Here is a 20,027-nt window from a genome sequence, read left to right on the forward strand (position 1 = left end):
GATGAAACGCTGGCCAATCTACGACGAAGAACAAATAACCGATGTGGTAGAGGTTTTGCGATCCGGCCAGGTGAACGCCTGGACCGGCGACCATGTGAAGACCTTCGAACGCGCCTATGCGCGCAGCCTCGGCCGACGTCACGCGGTGGCGCTGGCCAACGGCTCGCTCGCGCTGGATCTTGCGATGAAGATTCTCCACATCGGCGCCGGCGACGAGGTGATCGTCACGCCCCGCAGTTTCGTCGCCTCCGCCGCCTGCGTCATGTTTGCCGGCGCCACGCCCGTTTTCGCGGATGTCGACCCGAGTTCGGGCAACCTTTCCGCCGAGACGATTGCGCCGAAGATAACGGCTCGAACAAAGGCAGTGATCGTCGTGCATATTGCCGGCTGGCCGTGCGACATGGCGCCGATCATGGAACTCGCAAAGCGCAGCGGCATAAAAGTCATCGAAGATTGCGCCCAGGCGCATGGAGCCGAATACAACGGACGACCGATTGGCTCCTTCGGCGACATAGCGGCGTTCTCGTTCTGCCAGGACAAGATCATCACGACGGGCGGCGAAGGTGGGCTTGTCGCAATGGACGACAAGAAATTGTGGCTCGCTGCCTGGAGCCTCAAGGACCACGGCAAGAACTACGATCTGGTCTTTGCCCCCCATAGGGCGACAGGGTTTCGCTGGCTGCATGACAGCATCGGCACCAACTGGCGCATGACATCAATCCAGGCAGTGCTTGGCTTGCGGCAGCTCGAGCGCCTACCCGACTGGACTCGCCAACGCGAGCGAAATGCCAGCATCTGGATGATGACGCTTGCTGAATTGCCGATGCTGCACGCGCCCCAGCTCGGTTCGGAGCATAAGCATGCCTGGTACCGATGCTATTTCTATATCAAGCCCGAGATGCTGTCCCCCGGATGGTCGCGCGACGAGTTGATTGCGGCTATCAATGCGGCCGGCGTCCCATGCTTCTCGGGAAGCTGCTCTGAGATCTATCTTGAACATGCCTTCGCGGACGCCGGGGTAGCGCCGCCCGAACGTCTGCCGATCGCACGGCAGCTCGGTGAAACGAGTATGGCTTTTCTGGTCGACCCGTCCTGGACGACCGAGGAGACCATGGCTGCCGCGTCGACGGCGCGGTCAATCCTTGTTACGGCTTCGCGCCAGCTCGAGGCAGCATGACAAAGGAACGCGCGATCAGGAAGGATGAAACCGTTCTAGCGTCTTCTCTGGCAGAGCTGCAGATAGTGACGTCGTCAGCAGCGCGGAACCTCACTCTTGCCCCTACAGAGCGTGGTTTGCTCGGATTCGAACTGCCAGCCGCGGTTCGATTTTATCAGCAGATGATGCTCATCCGGCTCGTGGAGGAGCGCTTGCTCGATCTTTTTTCCCAAGGTCTCCTGTTCGGCACGACGCACACGTCCATTGGACAGGAAGCCAATGCGGTTGGCGTGATAAACGCTCTTGACCGGGACCGCGACATTGTCTGGAGCAACCACCGCTGCCACGGTCATTTCATTGCCTATTCGGGCGAAGTCGAGGGCCTGATAGCCGAGATCATGGGGCGTGTAACCGGCATTTGCGGCGGACGCGGCGGCAGCCAGCACCTGTGCTTCCGCAACTTCCACTCCAATGGCATCCAAGGAGGCATCGCACCCGTCGCGGTTGGTAGTGCGCTGGCGCGAAAGGACGAAGGCGCCGTCGCAGTGGTCTTTCTCGGCGACGGCACGATGGGCGAGGGAGCCGTATACGAGAGCCTGAACCTTGCGTCTGTTTTCGCCGCCCCGGTGGTCTTTGTGATCGAGGACAACGAGATCGCGCAGACGACGCCCAAGCATCTGACCGTCTCCGGTTCGATCGTCGCCAGGGCCGAGCCGTTCGGCGTCCGCACATTCGCCTATGACGGCAACGATCCGATCGCGATATATGAGCTCGCCCAAGAAGCCGTAGGCTATGTACGCGCCGAATCCCGCCCCTGCTGGCTCTACTTGCGAACCGAGCGGATCGGCCCACACAGCAAGGGAGATGATACGAGGCCGGCGGAGCGTCTTGAGCAAGCTCGAGCCAGAGATCCCATACCCCCGATGCGCCGGCGCGTTGCGAACGCCGACGAGATTGACGCCTACTGCCTGAATGTCGTGGACCGCGCGGTCGAATCCGCCGCCGCGGCCGCCTTGGCGCGGGGTTGATCCATGCGTGTCGTCGAATCTATCAATCGCGCGCTACACGATCTCATGGGAGCCGATCTCCGTCTGGTGATTTTGGGTGAGGATGTTCTTGACCCCTACGGTGGCGCCTTCAAAGTCACCAAGGGTCTTTCGTCAGCCTATAAGGACCGTGTCTGGACCACGCCGATCAGCGAAGGCGGCATTGTTGGCATGGCGGCAGGCATGGCCATCAAAGGCCGGCCTGTGATCGTCGAACTCATGTTCGGAGACTTCATAGCCCTTGCTGCCGACCAGATCATCAATCACGTCGCCAAGTTCCGCTGGATGTACAACGATCAGGTTGAGGTCCCCGTCATCATCCGCGCTCCCATGGGCGGACGGCGCGGCTATGGGCCGACGCACTCGCAAAGTCTGGAAAAGCATTTTTGCGGCGTGCCCGGGCTGACGGTGCTTGCCACTCACGAGTATGCCGATCCTGGCACGCTTCTGCATCGGGCCTTCGCGTCGCGATCCCCTCACCTGATCATCGAAAACAAGGTGATGTATTCCAGGCCCGTGCTCGGACCCGACGCGCTTCCACGCCCGGCGGATGCAGATGTCGTGATCCTGACATATGGGGGTTGCGTCGAGCACGCTGTCGCGGCCGCAAAGAAACTCGCGCAAGAGGAGGAAATCGCGACCACCGTGGTGGCCGTCGAACAGCTGTCGCCCTTCCCTGGCGATGAGGTCCGAAGCCAGGTCGGCAACTGCACGCGTGTGGTCGCGGTGGAGGAAGGCTCTCCCGGCTGGGGCTTCGCGTCGGAGTGTGCGCGCGCGCTGATCGGCCGGGTCAGGCACTTCAGCGCATTGACCGGGCCCGATCACCCCATTCCCTCAAGCCGCGACTGGGAGGACGATCTGCTGCCGGGTGTGAACGCCATCCAGGCGGCCTGCATCGACCTGTTCCAGAAAGGCTAAGCGTACATGACCGTGCTTGTCGAAGCCCCGCGGGTTAACGCCAACGAGGACAATCTCCAGCTCATCGAGATTCGGGTCGCACAAGGTGAAAGGGTCGAACAAGGCACCATTCTTTTCGTGCTTGAGACCACCAAGGCCGCAGTCGAGGTAGATGCTCCGGAGGCAGGAACTGTCGGCCTGCTGGACATCAAGGTCGGTGACTTCGTTCCTGTCGGCGCAACGCTTTGCAAAATCCTCGACGAAAATTCGAATGCCGTTGTCGGGGAGACCAGCGCGGCCGATGTCGGGGCCAGCGAGGTCGCGATAACGGCTAAAGCCCGCAAGGCCGCATCCGAGCTCGGGGTCAACCTTGCGGACGTCATTCCGTCCAATGGCCGCATTGGCGAAGCCGAGGTGCGCGCTGCTGCCGGTCGCCGATCCGCCGCCAAGAGAGCCGAACCGGGCGGGCCGAGTTCCGTCGCTTTCTCCAGGCGGGCCGTCATCATCGGCGGCGGCGGCCACGCCGCCTGTTTGATCGATGCTCTCGATGGTGCCGGATACGATATCGTGGGCTGCACCGATCAAGCGTTGCCCGCCGGCCACCACGTCTGCGGCGGTATTTCGGTGATCGGCACGGAAGACTGCCTGGAGCGTTTGTTTGCCGAGGGCACGCGCTATGCTTTCATCGGCATCGGAGGCGCCCAGTCAAGCCAGGTGAGGCGGGCAATGTATGAACGCGCCACCGCAATGGGCTTCGTTCTGCCGCCTGTGATCCATCCTTCCGCGATCGTCTCCAAGGCGACCAGGATTGGACATGGCTGCCATATTCTGGCCGGCGCGAGCATCGGTCCGCGCTGTACGATCGGTAACAACGTCATCGTCAATCAGGGAACTATAGTCTGCCACGACAGCGTCGTTCAGGACAATGCGCACCTGACACCAGGCGCTATCATAGCCGGCGGAGTGGGCATCGGAGCCTTGACCGTCGTGGGAATGGGCGCAACGGTGCTCCTGGGCGTCCAGATCGGCGCCGACTGCCTGATCCACAACGGCGCGCACATCAGCGCCAATGTCGCAGACAACACCATCGTCGACGCGCAGGGCCGCCGCCATCTCCGCTAATGCATGTCGCCCAAGGCGATCTCCGGCTCGAGAAAGCGACATAGCGGGGCGGTTCGACGGGGCGGCTCCCGTGGCTGCGGCCGAGGGTTCGCCACTTCCGATCGGTGTCAAGCCGTACTTCGGTTGCGGTCCAGCGATCGCCCGCAATCAGCATCGGGCCTGGGTTAAATCAGTCCCGCAATGCGGCTGTTAGTCATCCGGTGGAGTTTTTCTGCGGCAGCCCACTACTTTTGGGCGGGGGTGTCCTTCGAATTCCCGAGCATTGCGAGACCTGGGATGGTGTACGGTGAAATGGTCTGCGAGATCCAACTTGAAGGCTCAGATGACCGTTGCACATCTCCATTCTCAGAACTCATCGGGTCCGCAGCATTTTCCCGTCGAAGCGTCAGCGAAGCCGGCTGGCGACAATTCGTTCAATGTAGCCGCGCATGGGTTGCGCGGCATTGCTTCTCTTATGGTCTTCTTCGCTCACCTCCTGGGCGGCACGGCGGAGCACGTCTACGCCTCCAATTCGGCCTATGTCGACCGCATTACGCCCTTCTGGAATTTCGGCACCTTCGGAGTCTGCCTTTTCTTCGTAATCAGTGGCTTCGTCATCCTGCCCAGTGCGATACGCTATAGTCCCGCTCAGTTTGCTGCCCGACGGTTCCTGCGCCTCTACCCTCTGTTTTTCGCGCTAAGCCTGCTTTTCATCTTGCTGAACGCAACCACCAACTTTTATCCCGAAACCAACAATCTCACAGCGGTTCTGGCAGGACTGACATTCCTGAACCTTGCAACCCATACCGAGCAATTGACGCCGAACGCGTGGAGCCTGACCTTCGAGGTCTGGTTCTATGTGTTTACGGCAGCGTTCGTTTTCCTGACGGTTCGTCGCCCAACCAGACTCGGCACAATTGCGCTCGGTCTTCTCGCGGCGCTCTTTATCGCCCGGTACCCGATCGCCTTGTATTTTCTTGCCGGCGGGCTGATCCGCCTTGCCTACGACCGATTTGAATGGGTAAACCGGGGCCGCCATCGGCTTGCCGAGAGCGGGGCGCTGGCAGCTTGCGTCTTTCTCGCCAGCCGCGGCCATTACGACTATCACTGGTCCGATTTCCAAAATGCCGAGCTTCCCTTGCTCATGGTCGCGACGGGGCTCTACTTCTGCCTTGCAGTGTCGCGGAACAGCTTGACGGCACTACTCCTTGGCAATCGGCTGCTTCGATACTTCGGAACGGTGAGCTACAGCCTGTATCTGGTGCATCCCTACACGTATCTTCTGACACGCTCGCTGTTTTCCCGCGCCCATCTTTTTTCCGGCAATGTTGTCCTATCGATGAGCGCCTTCATTTTGGCGGCGGCGGCGATCACCTGGGTGCTGACGCATTTCGCGAACCGAACGCTTGAGCTGTGGCCCTATGAGTTTGTCTATCATCAGAAGATCTATCGCTCGGCTTCGCAGCCAAGCGCGATGCGGCTTTGGCTGGCGTCAAATGCCAAACGTGCGGCATGGCTAAGGGGGTAGGATCGCCGTTGCGCGGCGGCCTGCGGCTTTTGAGGCGGATAGATAGCAGACTGGTCGTAACCACTGTTGTTAGGCTGCAAGCAGGGATGAGGACGAAATGCATCCATTTGTCATCGACGCCAAGCCTATTTCAATTGATCCCGCTGACGCTGCCGTACTCGTCGTGGACATGCAGAATGACTTCGGCTCCAACGGTGGAATGTTCGACAGAGCCGGAATCGATATCTCCGGGATTCAACGGGCTGTAGGCCCTACTGCCAGCGTAATAGCTGCCGCTCGCGAATTGAGCATGCCCATCGTCTACCTGAAGATGGGATATCATCGCGACCTCTCGGACCTTGGAACGTCGGACGCCCCCAACCGTATTCGACATCTCCAGATCTTCGGGGTGGGCGCGAACATGACAGCCCCGGATGGCAGCGAGAGCCGGATTCTGATCCGCGACACCTGGGGAACAGAGGTCGTCAACGGCCTCAAGCCACAGGCAGGGGATGTCGTCCTCTATAAAACGCGATTCAGCGGTTTCTACGAAACCGAACTCGATTCTGTTCTGAAATCCGCAGGCGTCAAACACCTCATCGTGACAGGATGCACGACCAGCGTGTGTGTGGAATCGACAATTCGGGATGCCTTCTTCAGGGACTATCGCTGCATACTGCTGACGGATTGCACCAGCGAGCCCATCGCTTGGGACGCCCCAAGGAGCAATCATGATGCCTCGATGAGCTCGTTCAGATACTCTTTGGATGGACATCGACGTCCGACCAATTCCTGAAGTCGGTCGCAGAGCGAGTTCACGGTCGTCTTGAACTAGCCGAATGAGCAGGCGAAGCTGCCTATCAGTCGCCTTGGAGCACCGCGGCTGCCGCTCAGGGCCAGCGTAGATCAAGCCCAAACACAACCGACGTCCCGACCACTCTCGAAAGGTGCCCCGACGCATCGCCTACGATTTAGTCGTCCGACTTTGCCACAAGATCGGCGATACGGGATACATCAGGCACGTAAAGCTCTTTGGCGTGGCGCAGCACGAGTCCGATGTTTTGCAGGTAGCTCAACTCGCGTGCCACCGCCTCGCGGTGGGTGCCAATGCGGTGGGCCAGATCCGTATGGGTCGGGATAGGAGAAATCCTCGCCGAACCGTCGGCTCCGATGTCTTCAGCGCATAAGCGCAGCAACTCCTTATGCACCCGGGACCGGACGTTGAGCGTCGAGAGCTCAACGATGTGCTCGACAAGCACCTGCTGACGTTCCACCAACAATTGTACAACCGCATGCAGGGCTTCAGGATCCTGCTTGACTATGTCCAGAAAGGCACGACTGCCGATCGAAGCGATAGTGCATGGTCCCGCCGCTTCGACCGAATATGGCATCTGGATGTCGCCGCTCAAGGCAATTCCGTTAACAAGCGAGCCACGATGCGCAGGGGGGAGCGACACAATCTTGCCATTGCGGGTATAAACGAGCGCTCGAAGCTCGCCCTCGAGCAGAAAAAAAAGCCGGTCGACACTTTCGCCGGCCGGGACCAGGACGTCCCCTTCATTGAGATGCAACCAACGACAGCGGCGGTCTATCTCGATCAGCGTGGACGACTTAACATTGCTGAAATGCTCGATATTTTTCAAATCCGGCCCGTGCATATGGTTGGCATCAGCTACGGAGGTGATCTCCCCGTCAGTCTGCGGGCCTGGATATCGAACGGGCGGTTGTTTCATCCTGGGTAGCGCCCCCTTGCAAAGGTTCGCAGCCGCTTCCGTTGCGGCTGCTCCCCAAACTCAAGCAAATCACATCTACTAAAACGGTCCGTCAAGAACCATTACTCGTTGAGTGAGGCGGCACCCATATTTCAATTCCGTATGGCAATCCCTTCATACGGCGTTGTGTTGAGTATGTAGGCGACTTCGGTACGGTTTCTCGCACGAAGTTTTTTCATGACATTCCGAATGTGTACCTTGACCGTACTTTCACACATGTTGAGCTCGTACGCGATGACCTTGTTCGCCTTTCCTCGACGCAATGCCTCGATGACAGACATCTGACGCGAGGTAAAAGTGTTGTCTCCGTGCGGCTGCTGCTTGGTCGCGGACTGACCGTCGGTGACGGCGCGTCCTGAATGAAAGAGAACACTGGGCGGGACGAAAGTTCCGCCCGCCGCGACAAGCTGGATGGCCTTGGCGGCCACCTGCAACCTGACGCTGGTAGGAATATAGCCACGCGCGCCGTTTTCGACCACTTTGAGAATGTCCTCAAAGTTCTCGATATCCGATAGGATGACCACCCCTACCTCGGGCCTGGTCGCTTTCAGATGGCCTATCTGGGAAAGATGATAGTCCGCCTGGGAGTTCGACCACATCACACACATCAGGACCGTCGAAACTCTCTGCGTTTCTTCGGGATCCGCCATGTCGAACGCTTCGACCGACGCGTAATGCTGGATATGAAATGATGGCTCGATGATTTCGAGGCTTCTGCTGAAGCAGTCACACATCAAAGGCCGGCCATCGATGATTGCAATCTCGATTCCCTCTCCCGAGGACGGTGAGAGACGATTGACGTCGAGAATAGATGGATATTGATCAAGATCAGTTTTGTCCGTCCGATCATTCGCAGGCAAAAAACTTGTCATGACTCACCCCCGCGCAAATCTCGCCCCAACGGAGATTTCGCTTTTAAACCCATACCTTAACACTTTAGTAATAGCTTGTGGACCGGAGGTGGTGGTGTGACAAAACGCACAGCGCGGCCAAAATTTCGGTTTCCCCAAGCAATCAAAGTGAAAAAGTCGTGGTTGCAGTATTATAGTTGGCTTCGAAGTCCATGCGCTTACCAATAGGGGGTAGCTACGGAAGTAGCGGTCATCCAGAATCGTTACGACAAAGAGCTGAACAGGGGTGGCTATGTGAGCCGTTGGTCAGACCTTCGCTCAAAACGCGCACACTTTCTCGGCAAAGCGTAAAATTACATTCAGGAGCCGGCATATTCCACATGGCGGACCTGCGGCATGAGACGTCGCAGCCTGCTCCCTTTCCTCGTCGATTGACCGCTTTGGCGAAGGTGGAGGCGAGCTTATTCGAGGCTTTGCCGCAAGTGCTGGCCCAGTCTGATAGCGAGCGCGACAATGGTGAGGGTGGGCATGTCGTTGCCTCCGGTCGGGAAGACCGAGCTGCCGGCGACGAACAGATTTGCGAGGCCGTGCACCTGGCACGAACTATCGACCACGCCGGTTCGCGGGTCGTCGCTCATCCTCGTCGTGCCCATGTGGTGTCGAACCCAGTGATATGGAATGTCTTGCTCCCCCGCCGGGTTTTTGTCCTGGCCTGGATGAATGGCGCTTCTATGCCCCAGCCGCTTCATCTCTTCAGTGATGATCGCCTGGACACGCTCCAGCGTCCGTCGGACGAGAGGCCCCACGTTCCATTGCAGCTTCACACGGGGCAGACTGAACTCGTCGAGCCTTGTATCGAGCGTGACGCGGCTTGCCGGATCCGGTTCTTGTTCCAGTATCGTGTCAAAATGAAAATGCCTTGCACGCCGACGTGAGTGCCAGATCCGTTCGAAACCTGCCGATATTGCTCCCGCCGGATGCATCAGGATAGTTCGGCCGCATTTGATAAGGTCGCGATGCAGCCGGCCTCTCCGCAGCCAGAAGGTAAGATACTGCAAAGCTTCGGAACCATCCATATGATTGACGCAAGGCCCAGGCTTGATCCATGTGCGGGAATCGAGGAGGCGCTCGCTTGCACGTATTTCGGGCCGCAGCGCCAGTCCGAATGCATCATTGGTGCCGCGGTTTTCAGGCGACAATCCGGTCGTGCGGGTCCAAGGCACGTGGAGGTCTATCATGTTGTCGGGCTGGCTGACTTGCAAGCTTCCCCATTTTACCCGGGGATGCTCCATGAAATAGCGGCCAACCAGGTCATACTGGTTTCCTATGCCATTCGGCGCCTGTCGGTTTGAAACAAGGAGCAGGCGCGCGTTTTCGATACCGCCGCAGGCCAGCACGAAAAATCGCGCAGCAATCTGGAACCGTTTGTTCGGCGTTCTCGCTACCTCGATGGAGCGAACCCGCCTTCCGCAGTCGTCGGTGTCGAGCCGCAGCGCCGTGGCATGCAGCACGACCTGGACGTTTTTTGCGTCCTGAAGCTTCTTGCGAAGCGTTGCTCCGAGATCCGGAGTGGGACTGAGAAAGCAGCGTTCCGAAAAGAGCGGCCCGTTTTCAGGCATGACCGCGGAAGTCGGCCAATCGGTCAGCAGGTCGTCGATTCCGAGCAGGCGGGCTGCGGTCTCATAATGGGGTAGTAATGATTTATGGGCGACGGGCCAACCACTCAGGGGTATCCAGGGCCGGTGCTCGAAATCGCCATGGTCCAACATCTTGCACCATCCGCCCCAACCAGCCTTGCCTGTGCTCCCGCCGAACTGACGAAGGCGGCAAAGATCAAGAGCTTCGTAAGGTTGACCCACGGACAGCCCGCGCGACAGCCGTTGGCGCCAGTGCTCGTACGTCATGCCACCGCTTTCGATGACGCATATGCGATGCCGCGTGCCTTCTAGTTGTGATGCTATCGCCAGGCCGGCGGCACCCGCTCCCACGATGCACACATCCGCCTCCAGGCGCATGCCTTGCGGAAACGCGTTGCAATCTTCAATCATGGCGTCGATCGGGCATGGTGTCGATCGGGACCAGCAATTGCACGCCTGTGAGAGCGTGGCCATTTGCGCCTTGCCCCCAGCCCCATTTGGCTGTTGGTCCCGCTGGCATCGGGCGGGCACGTCAAACTTGTGATCCGAAGAAAACAAATGCGACGACACGACCAACGACGCGAGAACTGCCGGAGCCTCGCCCTGTGCTCCATTCGGTTAGCCTCTGGAAGTTCGGCCACTGGCATTCCGTTGTCCAAGCCTGATCCTCTTGGCTGCCTCCGAGCGCAACGCAGTTAAATTTGGCGCCACAATCGGATAATCCGGCGGCAAGCCCCATTTCTGGCGATATTGCGCTGGCGTCATGCCGATGGATGTCAGATACCGCTTCAAGGATTTCATGCGGCGCCCGTCCTCCAGGTTGACGATGAAGTCAGGGGTCACCGACTTGCGGATCGGCACGGCTGGAACAGGTTTCGGTTCGGGCTGGTGATCGCCCACGGCAAGCTTTTGCAAAGCACGGCCGACATTCTGGATCAGGTCAACCAGATCGGAAGGCGACGTCCGGTTTTTCCTGACATAGGCCGAAACAATATCAGCGGTTAGCTCAATGTGGTCGGCGGGGTCAGAATCCATGAGTCCGCTCATTGCCTGAAGAAGGCTATCTTCCGTGGCCGAGGCGCGGAGCACGTTCTGCATCGCTCATTGAAGGATTGCCCACCGTCACAGGAGAATGCTCCTGATGCCCCGCTCCTTGCATGGCCCAATGCCATCCCCAGGTGCCGTTTGTGTCAATTGTCCCTTGGCGGCAGCCGATCCATCCAAAAGTGGTACCGCTTGCCAATCCCGATCCCGTGATGGCAGCGGCGAAACCGGCAACACCGGCGGCACAGCTAAGCCGGCAAGACCTCACTGATCCGATGCCGGTGCGCATATGTCGCGCACCGGTATCGACCGTCAAATCGATATCCAGCGCCGCCTCGCTGCGACGGCTCGACTTATTCGCGACGGCTCGACTTGTTCAAGGCTGTCGTGTCTGGAGCTTCATGGCGCGCTTGAAGTCACGATTGTCCACGCGGCCGGCGCAAGACATCTCCAGGCCCGTAAGCCTTGAACAATGCTTGCGCCTTGTACTGTGCATGGGCGCTTGGACCTGAGCGGCGCGGCTTGACGGACCGCTCTTTCTACCACTCCGAGCCGGTATAGCCCGCAGCTTCCTTCCACAATGCGAGTGCGATGCTTGGCGAGCGGCCTTTCACTTCAATGTCTTTGCCGCGGTACTTTCCAGCCGCAATCCACACTGTCTTTGAACGCTGATAGATGTTGATGTCGAGGGCGCTGGCTAGAGCTTCCCAGTCCCTGCGTCTCGAAAAATCCATCCGACCCCCATCTCTCCATAATGTGGAGCAGTAACGAACATGGCGGATGAGAGTTCCCAGATCGTGAGGACTTCACCATTGGTTTGCGCAAATGGGTCGCACAGCGGTGAAAACTGCCTCCGCTGGCTACGCCAGCGGAGTATTGAATTGGGCGATATCCCCAGGCTGGAGCTATTTGGCCGCCTTTGCCGTCCTCTCCGCACCCACCGGACTTGCCAGCGGTTTTTCACCAGATCCGCAGGTGCCACCCGATCGGGCCGGCCTCGGACGACCCGGTCTTTGTCCGGAATCGGCAAAACGGCGAGATGAAAGAAGCCACTGAAGCACTCAGTGAGATTGTCAAAAGAATGTGTTTGATCATGATAAGCCTCCAAAAGAGGGCATTGCTTATCCCGTGGAGATGGATAGTTTTTCCCGAAGAATATCGCGTATATCTCGATTAATCCTTTGCAACCTTTAAATGATATGGGACTCTGCGTGTATGTACCTATTATACAAAGAGAACCCACACACGCTGATCTTCGTCTTGGCCCCGAACTGCAGACTGGCCATCAATGGATCGGCATGCGGGTAAGGGAAACGTAACGGCTGAAGCATGCAAAGCTTACGTGATACAAATTGTTGTGAACGCCCGTCCTCGTAAAATGGGTCTACATTCTTGGATGCGCGCGCATAGGTGAGGTCTTTGGCATGGGGCCGTTATCGCGAAGGACGTTTGCACAGGGAACGGTTCTGGGCCTGTTACACTGGCTTGGCTTTACCAACCCTGGCAAAGCGGCCACTCAATCTTCAGCTGGCGTAACGCTTATCGCCCGCGGCAGACCTGCGGCAACGCTCGTTACTTCGGATCAGCCGAGTGGCTCTGTTCACTACGCCGCCACGGAACTCGGCTGGCACATAAAAAAAGCGACCGGCATCCAACCTGCCATCACAACTGAAAACCATGTCTCGCCGGCTGGCCTGCGTAACGCCGCCCATATTTTTCTGGGCGACACCCGGTTCGCCCGGGCAGCCGGAATCACATTCGGCGCATTGGCGCGTGAAACCTGTATCATCCGAACCGTCGGCAACCATCTGTGCATCGCCGGCCTCGATCATCCCGGCAGTGCACTCGACCAAAACACGTCCGCGGGCACCCTCTTCGGCGTGTACGAGTTCCTTGATCGCTATTTCGGTGTCCGATGGCTATGGCCAGGTGAACTGGGAACGTTTGTCCCAAAGGCACAGTCCTTGGTGATCCCCGCGCTTGATTACGTCGTTACGCCCCGGTTCATGCAGCGTCGCGTGCGCGCTGGGGCTGGCTTCACGAGCGAAGAACATCCCGAAATGGGTTTCACCGCAGCAGCGGCGAAAGAATATATGAAAGCCCAGGCCACGTTCCTGCGTCGCCACCGAATGGGCCGCAGAGTACCCACGAACTACGGTCACGCTTTCGTCGACTGGTGGCAGCGGTATGGCACCGAGCATCCCGAATGGTTTCAATTGGTCAGAGGCAAACGGGGCCCGGTGAGGCTGGGCGCTCGCTTCTCGATGTGCATTTCCAATCCGGGCTTGCGAGAAGAGATCGTCTCGCAATGGCGTGAGCATCGGAGCGCCTCTGCGGGACAGCCAACTTTCGTCAATGCGGTCGAGAACGACATCCCGGGGCAGTGCGAGTGCGAAATATGCAAAGCGCTGGATGGCCCAGAGCCGCCTGACTATCGAAAGTTCATTCCGTCGAAGTCGAAGATCGCCAGCAAGCCTTTCGTATCGGACCGCTATGCGCGTTCATGGCAAGCCATTCAGCGGATAGCCGCGAAAGACGACCCTAACGCGGTCGTGGTGGGATACGCCTATATGAATTACTTCGCGGCACCGACATCGGGAATCAAGTTGAACCCGAATATCCTGATCGGGTTTTGCCCATCGGCCTGGTACTATCCACGCAGCGGCGAAGAGCAGGACTGGATAAAAGACCAGTGGCGCGGATGGGCGGCAACGACTGCCCAGGTGTTCATGCGCACCAACTATTTCCTGGATGGCTACTGCATGCCGCACATATTCGCCGGCCAGTTCGCCGACGAGTTTCAGAACGCGGCGCGAAACGGGATGGTCGGAACCGATTTTGACTCGCTGACAGGCCATTGGGCGACGCAAGGTCCAAATCTCTATTTGTTGATGCGCCTGCAGACACATCCTGAGACTGCCGTGGAGTCATTGTTGTCGGAATATTATTCAGCCTTCGGACCTGCGGCCGACGACGTCAAAAGCTATTTTGATTATTGGCAGGCGTATACTTCGAACGCTCGCGCCCAGCTGCGGGAGGGGTTCGAGGCTCTTGGAGCATCTCGTTGGCGAAGCTGGGCGAAGGCGGCGCACGCTGTCTATCCAGAGGAGAGTTTCGCGCCGGCGGAAGCCTTGCTTGACAGGGCGGCAGCCTCCGCAATCCAAGATCCGGAAGCCTCGATGCGGGTGAAGTTTCTTGAGCTGGGATTGCAGCATGCGAAGCTGTGCTCGCGAGCGGCCAGCAAGCTCACGCTCGGCGATCCGCAATCCGCCTATGAGCGCGGAAAGCCGGAACTGGAAGCGTTGCTGCAATTTCGGCGATCATATGAGCATATGTGGATATCCAACATGAATCACTGCGCGTGGGTGGAGAGCCAGAGTTGGATCCTGCCGGGCTTTGCGATTCAATCTCCGGACCTTGATCCGGAATGATCCATCTATTTTGAAAGAAGATTTGCGGGAAGCTAGCTGGCCAAGCCGCGCGATATCGCGCCCTGGCCAGCTAGGGAGAGGTGGTCGGCGTTGTGCCAGGCACTGCCGACTGTGCTCGATGCAGTTGCGGGAGCGCTTCTGTCCATGAACGGGGGGACTGCGTCAAGACAGGCGACAGACACGACAATCACCTCGCAATTTTTCCTCAATCGCCGGAGAGGACACGTCGTGCTGCGCGGAAGTCGGTGCCTGGCTCTGGTTTCCCGATGTGAGGCCGAGACTTGCCGGACTGCATTTTTCCTGTCGGCTTTGAGCTGTGTTACGTTGCCCTTGAACCGGTGGATCGGACCGAGGGGACTAGGGTCCGAAACCCGATTTTCATCCTGTTTGGCTGACACCTCCCATTGTTTTGGGAGCTGTGAACCACCTGGGCATTTCGCGATTCGAAGGCGAACCTTCAACCGCGCCCTAGAGTATTGTTAGGCCCAGGTACTTCCCACCTCCCTTTATAGAACACGGGAAGTCTGTAACCTATGACTGCAAATTGTAAGCTGACAGTTTGGGGCTACTCCGTTCGGATACCGTGTGTTGCCGACGGCAAGGGCCGCGGCACCGATGGCAGCGGCAATGGCCATGCTCAACCGGCGCGTTCATCGGATCCCCGGTACCCAAGGTCAACGTCACAAGAGTCCGCAAAGTGTAGCCAGGAACATGGAACAACCGCTCTCAGCAGCAGTTGTCCGGTTCAGGAGGCAATATGAGCGCGACGATCGAGTTCTTTCGAACCTGGCTGCAGGAGAATGTCGGAAACCTGGCGACCGACACGCAAGTCAGCGTCGCGGTGTTGGCCCAGCAATTCGAGCAGGATGCGGACGCCGCAGGATACGGGCGCGAGGTTCGCGAAGAAGATATCGGCAACATAGAAGACGCCATCCAGCAGGCCCTCGACAAGGCGAACGCAGCCAACGGCCGGCAACCAGTTCCGGAGGAAGATGGCTCGCTTACGCCGATTATCGAAGGTCTTGAGGCTGCGGAGCCTGAACACTCAGCGTCTGCCGCCGGTGATGGCCGTAAGGAAGGAAGCTGACGAGCGCGTACAGCCGAATACCGGATCGTTAGTCCGGCGTATCGGGCTGGGTCGATCAGCGAGGGAAGTCGCGCACAGGATGATCTTCTTCACGAGCGATACTCATTTCAACGATCCACGCATCCTGCGAATTGACCGGCGGCCGTTCGGCTCGCTGGCAACGCATGACGCGGCGCTGATGAGCCTCTGGAACGAGACCGTCGGCTCGGACGACGAGATCTGGCATCTGGGTGATTTTGCCCGCCCGAAGGCCGGCATCGAAAACATCCTGTCGCAGCTCAATGGGCGCAAGCACCTGATCATCGGCAACAATGACGGAAGCGATGCAACGCTCGCATCTGGCTGGGCCAGCATCCAGCACTATGCGGAACTGGTGGTGGACGGTACCCTCCTCGTCCTGTGCCATTATCCGTTTCGGACCTGGAATCAGATGGGCAAGGGATCGGTGAATTTGCACGGCCATTCGCATGGCAAGCTGAAGCCGCTTACTCGCCAGCGTGATGTCGGCGTTGACGTGTGGAATTTCCGGCCGGTTTCCCTGCCGATCCTGCTCAGCAAGCACAACCGTCGATCAGGCTGAGCGTGGCCCGTCGCCACTGACCGGCAGTCGTCCTTTATACAGTTCTGGATATGCTTCGCTCAGCATCAAAGCCGGACAAGAATGAAGATCGATCACGATTTTCCGTTACAGGAACAACAAGGACGGCGCTCCGTTGGGAAAGTGATCGCAACAAGCGATTTAACCAATGGAGGCACTTATGATGAAAACGATCTTGGTCGCATCCGCCCTGTCCTTAGCGCTTGCCACATCCGCCCTGGCCCAAACGAGCGGCTCGGGCAATGCCGGCGGTACCGCAGGCGGCGGCATGAACAACAGCGGCACGAGCGTCAACGGCTCCGGCAGCACCACGGGGACCGTCACAACTGATCCGAATGCGACGAACTCGACCACGACAACACCAAACGGCATGAATGACCGTTGCAAGGACACTGCGGGCAATGACGTCGACACCAATACCGCCAGCGGCACTGCCACCTCGCCGTCCCAAAATTGTAACAAATAGTTCCGCCAGCAGAATTCAGCTCAGGCCTGGCGATGACGGGCCTGAGACATCATGTCGAATCGCAAGGCTGGCGCTATCGAAAGACGGAGTGCATGACCGCTATAGCGTCTTGGAGCACAAAGTCTTGAGCCTCTCAGTCGCACCCGATCGGCAGCGGTTTCGTTTTGCCGGTCAATCTGGCTCCCAGCGTCAGGCTGTTCGGGAAGCCGCTCACGAACGTGTTCATCGCGGCAGCGGACATGGGATGGGAGGCAAGGCGTGCCAACAAGGCAGCCACGCGAATGCGGGTTGCAAATTGACTGTTCCAGACCTTCGAATAGCGGCGGCCAACAGCAATCCTCGCCGCCCGGTCCCAACGGCCGAACCTGGCCAGTTCGTTGGCTAGCAACCAGCCTGACTGCAGGGCCATCGAAATGCCTTCAGCGATGATGGGATGGGACTCACCGGCGAGGTTGCCCACCCGAAATATGTCGTCGGCAAAACGTGAACGAATGCCAGGCCGTATGGGCCCTGCGGCGAGCCATTCGCCATCGAGCGTGGCATTCACGATCGTGGAGGCGACACGGGGACACGAAGCAAGGATATGGGCATGAACAGCTTGGGCTGCCGACGAGACGTTGCCTTTTTCGCGTAGCCTGATCAAGACGTCGCGGCGCATGCAGCACGACAGCGACATCCTGTTCCGGTCGGCCCAGACCATGCCGCCATAGCCGCCGGGAAATGCCAGCAGGGGCATGAGGTCGCGGTCGAGCTCAGCGCCGGTGAAATGAGCCTTGAATCCGAAAAGATCGTGCGGCGCGTTGGTTTTCGGCAGGTTCGTCGAAAGCTTTCCTTGTTCCCATGAGCCATGCGCGGCAATCACGACCGGCGCAACGAGAACTCCCTGATCGTGCTTGCTTTCGATCCGAACCGTAGCGTTGTCACCATCGGTGCTGATCTCCGCCGCCCGCCAAGGCTGGAACACGTCGGCCCCGGCATCGCGAGCCGCATCCAAAAGTATGCCATCCAGAACGTCGCGCCCGAGCGCGCGTCCAAATGCATCTCCCGCGGCCCGCGGCATGCCCGCATCCGTGCCGGGACCCGATGCAAAAAGTGCAACCCGCTTGACCTCCGGACCGGCTTTGGCGCGAACCGCGGCGCCTCCGCCCAATCTATCCAACAGATCCAGATTGACCGCGGACATGAATTCCCCGCAAACTTTGCGGCGCGGGAATTCACTTCGCTCGACGATGGCAACAGCGCGCCCCTGGCCGCTCAAAGCCAAGGCCACCGAAGAACCACTTGGCCCGGCGCCTATGACGATGGCGTCGTACATCATGGCAAACCTTCCGAAGCGCGGTCGACGGCAAGGAAGGCGTGGGTAAACGGTCCAATTCTGCGTTCTGCACACTGGCGTCTGAAATCCGGGGGCCATAGGCTGGAAAGCTCATGACCCGCAAAACCCGCGCGGACGCTTGCCGCCGCATCGTGCAAAGTCACCTCGTTCGCGCCGATGACATGCAGAAGCGAACAGGCTCTTAAGGCAATGGCGTTTCGGCTCGGCTCGGTGGCGAGAAACACTGGCGCCAGAGGGCGAATCGCCAAAAACAGGCGTTTCAGGGCTGCGTCCGGAAAATGGTGCAGAAACAAGTTGGCCGATACCACATCGAAGGCGCCTGCTCGGGGGCTTTCGATCCATTCGAAGACATCATCGATGATGGTTTCGACCCGCCAACCAAGTGCGTAGAAATCAGCGAACCGCCTGTCTGAAATGAGGTTGAACTGGTCAAGCATGACCAGGTCGACATCTGTCCAGCGCCGGGCGAGGCGCTTTGCGACGGAAAGCATGAATGCTCCATCGCCGGAACCAATTTCCAAAAATCTGGTCGGGCTTTTGCGCACGCTTGCCTTCAACAGGCTGGCCATGATCGCGCTCTGAAACATCAGTGCGTTTATCCAGGCGAGATCACGCCGCGAACCGACGGCCCTTGGATCGTCGGGAGGCAAATTGTCGAGCAGTTCCCGCTCGATCCGACGATGGTCGAGATCATTGGCCATTCAGGTATCGCCGGCTGTGTGGAACATCATCGTCTCGGTCGTCAGGCCAGGTCCGAATGCCATGGCACAACCCACACGGTCTTCCTTTGTGGCCTCGCGCAGCATTCGCTCGAGTACGAACATGACGGTAGCAGAGGACATATTTCCGTTTTCACGAAGGACCTCGCGGGAGGTCGACAACGCATCGGAACGGAGATTCAGCGCTCGCTCCACTGCGTCGAGAACGGAGCGGCCGCCCGGGTGGACGGCCCAAAGGTCGACGTCTGAAACGCTCCTGTTTCCCAGAATGCTGCCTATGTCTGTGCCGAGTGCATGGTGGATTGCGGCGGGAACCTCTCCCGACAACACCATGTCGAAACCGTCGTCATGTATGTTCCAGGTCATGAGGTCGCGGCTGCCGCCATCGACGAGCGCGTGAAAACTATCCAGTCCTATGCCAAAAGGACTGGCGCTTACCGACGCAGCCGAGCAGCCATCGCCCCACAGGCAGAACGAGAGCAGCTTTTCAAGATCGGAGGTCTCCTTGAGGTGAAGCGTACAGAGTTCGATGCTGACCACCAGAACCCGGGCCTCGGGTTCCGACCGGATGATGTGTCGTGCCTGCTTGAGTGCGTTGATCGCTGCATAGCAACCCATGAAGCCGAGGATTGTGCGCTCGATGGAGGTCGGCAGGTTGCACCGGGCAATTATTTCCAGATCCAGGCCGGGGGCGGAAAACCCCGTGCAGGTGGTGACGATCAAATGTGTGATACGGCTCCTGTCCTGACCATGAAGGAGCTTCTCCACGGCCTGTTCAGCCAGAGCGGGCGCTGTGGCCGCGAACATCTCCATGCGCTTTGCCGTGCCTGGAAACGCGCCGCGTTTGAAAACACCCTCCAAATCGACACTTGGGCCTTCAGGATCATCGGCGGGCGCAAAGCACGAATAACGATGCTCTATTCCGCATCTGTCCGCCATGCGATCAAAGATCGCCCGGCGACGGGGATCTGCCGTCAACTGGGAACCGGCAAATTGAAGAAAGAAGCGGTGAACGCCATTCTCCGGAACGGCTGCCGCAATCCGGTTGATGAAAGCTTGAGCGGGCATCTTTTCCTCGGCCTACAGCTTTAGGCTGGTGTACCGCGGACGGTGACTACGAACCCGACCGGGTCGGGACCAGCCCCTGAGAGGTGGTAAACACTCTCATAAACGTTCGGGACAGATGAAAGCTTCCCTCGTCCTCGACGATTTCCAAGGTGCCGGCCAATGGCGGCACCAAGCGCAATTGGAGGCATCCTCGCTGTCGGCGGCGCAGGCGGGCGAGCGTCGAATGTGGCACCGTACCGCAACGGATGCCGCATTCGCATCAGGGTGGATGGCATCGCGGCCGCCATATAGCCAGACGAGTCATCCATTCC

The 20,027-nt window shown here is 58.8% G+C and carries 18 protein-coding genes; 10 read left to right on the forward strand and 8 right to left on the reverse strand.

Annotation, left to right across the window (positions count from 1 at the left end; translation table 11 throughout):
• The first annotated feature begins 1 nt into the window (after window position 1).
• From LB545_RS21050 to LB545_RS21075, 6 genes are all read left to right on the forward strand, one after another.
• Window positions 2-1,177: a DegT/DnrJ/EryC1/StrS family aminotransferase gene (locus LB545_RS21050; protein ID WP_140498446.1), complete on the forward strand. Its 1,176-nt coding sequence runs from the start codon at window positions 2-4 to the stop codon at window positions 1,175-1,177.
• Window positions 1,174-2,184: a thiamine pyrophosphate-dependent dehydrogenase E1 component subunit alpha gene (locus LB545_RS21055; RefSeq protein WP_140498447.1), complete on the forward strand. Its 1,011-nt coding sequence runs from the start codon at window positions 1,174-1,176 to the stop codon at window positions 2,182-2,184. Before LB545_RS21050 ends, LB545_RS21055 begins: the two co-directional genes overlap by 4 nt.
• Window positions 2,185-2,187: 3 nt before the next feature.
• Window positions 2,188-3,120: an alpha-ketoacid dehydrogenase subunit beta gene (locus tag LB545_RS21060; protein WP_140561287.1), complete on the forward strand. Its 933-nt coding sequence runs from the start codon at window positions 2,188-2,190 to the stop codon at window positions 3,118-3,120.
• Between the two features lie 6 nt (window positions 3,121-3,126).
• A complete protein-coding gene (locus tag LB545_RS21065) occupies window positions 3,127-4,221 on the forward strand; it encodes a NeuD/PglB/VioB family sugar acetyltransferase (RefSeq protein WP_224705773.1) in 1,095 nt (364 codons plus the stop codon).
• A gap of 322 nt (window positions 4,222-4,543) precedes the next feature.
• Window positions 4,544-5,728, forward strand: a complete 1,185-nt coding sequence (locus LB545_RS21070) for an acyltransferase family protein (protein ID WP_140818776.1) — start codon at window positions 4,544-4,546, stop codon at window positions 5,726-5,728.
• A gap of 97 nt (window positions 5,729-5,825) precedes the next feature.
• Entirely contained in the window at window positions 5,826-6,503 is a 678-nt protein-coding gene (locus LB545_RS21075; protein ID WP_224705774.1) for a cysteine hydrolase family protein, read from the forward strand.
• A 175-nt stretch (window positions 6,504-6,678) separates the two neighbouring features.
• On the opposite strand, the gene LB545_RS21080 is transcribed toward LB545_RS21075, so the two are convergent.
• The 5 genes from LB545_RS21080 to LB545_RS21100 all read right to left on the reverse strand — a co-directional run bounded on the left by LB545_RS21080 (window position 6,679) and on the right by LB545_RS21100 (window position 11,745).
• Window positions 6,679-7,440 (reverse strand): Crp/Fnr family transcriptional regulator, encoded by a 762-nt coding sequence (locus LB545_RS21080; protein WP_140498452.1) that lies wholly within the window; start codon window positions 7,438-7,440, stop codon window positions 6,679-6,681.
• Window positions 7,441-7,571: 131 nt separating this feature from the next.
• On the reverse strand, window positions 7,572-8,351 hold the full coding sequence (locus LB545_RS21085; protein WP_140498453.1) for a response regulator transcription factor: 780 nt from the start codon (window positions 8,349-8,351) through the stop codon (window positions 7,572-7,574).
• A 440-nt stretch (window positions 8,352-8,791) separates the two neighbouring features.
• Window positions 8,792-10,441 carry an FAD-dependent oxidoreductase gene (locus tag LB545_RS21090; protein WP_224705776.1) on the reverse strand — a complete coding sequence of 550 codons (1,650 nt, stop codon included), beginning with the start codon at window positions 10,439-10,441 and terminating at the stop codon, window positions 8,792-8,794.
• A gap of 144 nt (window positions 10,442-10,585) precedes the next feature.
• Window positions 10,586-11,065: a MucR family transcriptional regulator gene (locus tag LB545_RS21095; RefSeq protein ID WP_318012505.1), complete on the reverse strand. Its 480-nt coding sequence runs from the start codon at window positions 11,063-11,065 to the stop codon at window positions 10,586-10,588.
• Window positions 11,066-11,550: 485 nt separating this feature from the next.
• Window positions 11,551-11,745 (reverse strand): hypothetical protein, encoded by a 195-nt coding sequence (locus tag LB545_RS21100; protein WP_140498455.1) that lies wholly within the window; start codon window positions 11,743-11,745, stop codon window positions 11,551-11,553.
• A gap of 690 nt (window positions 11,746-12,435) precedes the next feature.
• Here LB545_RS21100 and LB545_RS21105 point away from each other — a divergent pair.
• The 4 genes from LB545_RS21105 to LB545_RS21120 all read left to right on the forward strand — a co-directional run bounded on the left by LB545_RS21105 (window position 12,436) and on the right by LB545_RS21120 (window position 16,593).
• A complete protein-coding gene (locus LB545_RS21105; RefSeq protein ID WP_140673422.1) occupies window positions 12,436-14,442 on the forward strand; it encodes a DUF4838 domain-containing protein in 2,007 nt (668 codons plus the stop codon).
• Between the two features lie 757 nt (window positions 14,443-15,199).
• The gene (locus LB545_RS21110; RefSeq protein ID WP_140498457.1) at window positions 15,200-15,529 is read left to right on the forward strand and encodes a DUF768 domain-containing protein; all 330 of its coding nucleotides are present in this window, start codon (window positions 15,200-15,202) and stop codon (window positions 15,527-15,529) included.
• Window positions 15,530-15,608: 79 nt separating this feature from the next.
• A complete protein-coding gene (locus LB545_RS21115; protein ID WP_140498549.1) occupies window positions 15,609-16,109 on the forward strand; it encodes a metallophosphoesterase family protein in 501 nt (166 codons plus the stop codon).
• Window positions 16,110-16,287: 178 nt separating this feature from the next.
• Window positions 16,288-16,593: a hypothetical protein gene (locus tag LB545_RS21120; protein WP_140498458.1), complete on the forward strand. Its 306-nt coding sequence runs from the start codon at window positions 16,288-16,290 to the stop codon at window positions 16,591-16,593.
• A 133-nt stretch (window positions 16,594-16,726) separates the two neighbouring features.
• On the opposite strand, the gene LB545_RS21125 is transcribed toward LB545_RS21120, so the two are convergent.
• Genes LB545_RS21125 through LB545_RS21135 form a run of 3 tightly spaced genes read right to left on the reverse strand, consistent with a single transcriptional unit; the run spans window position 16,727 to window position 19,716 of the window.
• Window positions 16,727-17,911: an NAD(P)/FAD-dependent oxidoreductase gene (locus LB545_RS21125; protein ID WP_140581301.1), complete on the reverse strand. Its 1,185-nt coding sequence runs from the start codon at window positions 17,909-17,911 to the stop codon at window positions 16,727-16,729.
• Window positions 17,908-18,630, reverse strand: coding sequence for a class I SAM-dependent methyltransferase (locus LB545_RS21130; protein WP_140581303.1), 723 nt, complete (start codon window positions 18,628-18,630; stop codon window positions 17,908-17,910). The genes LB545_RS21125 and LB545_RS21130 overlap by 4 nt, the downstream gene beginning before the upstream one ends.
• On the reverse strand, window positions 18,631-19,716 hold the full coding sequence (locus tag LB545_RS21135) for a type III polyketide synthase (protein WP_140581305.1): 1,086 nt from the start codon (window positions 19,714-19,716) through the stop codon (window positions 18,631-18,633).
• Between the last annotated feature and the right edge of the window lie 311 nt (window positions 19,717-20,027).

The organism is Mesorhizobium sp. BR1-1-6 (genome assembly GCF_020165355.1).
GTDB lineage: Bacteria > Pseudomonadota > Alphaproteobacteria > Rhizobiales > Rhizobiaceae > Mesorhizobium.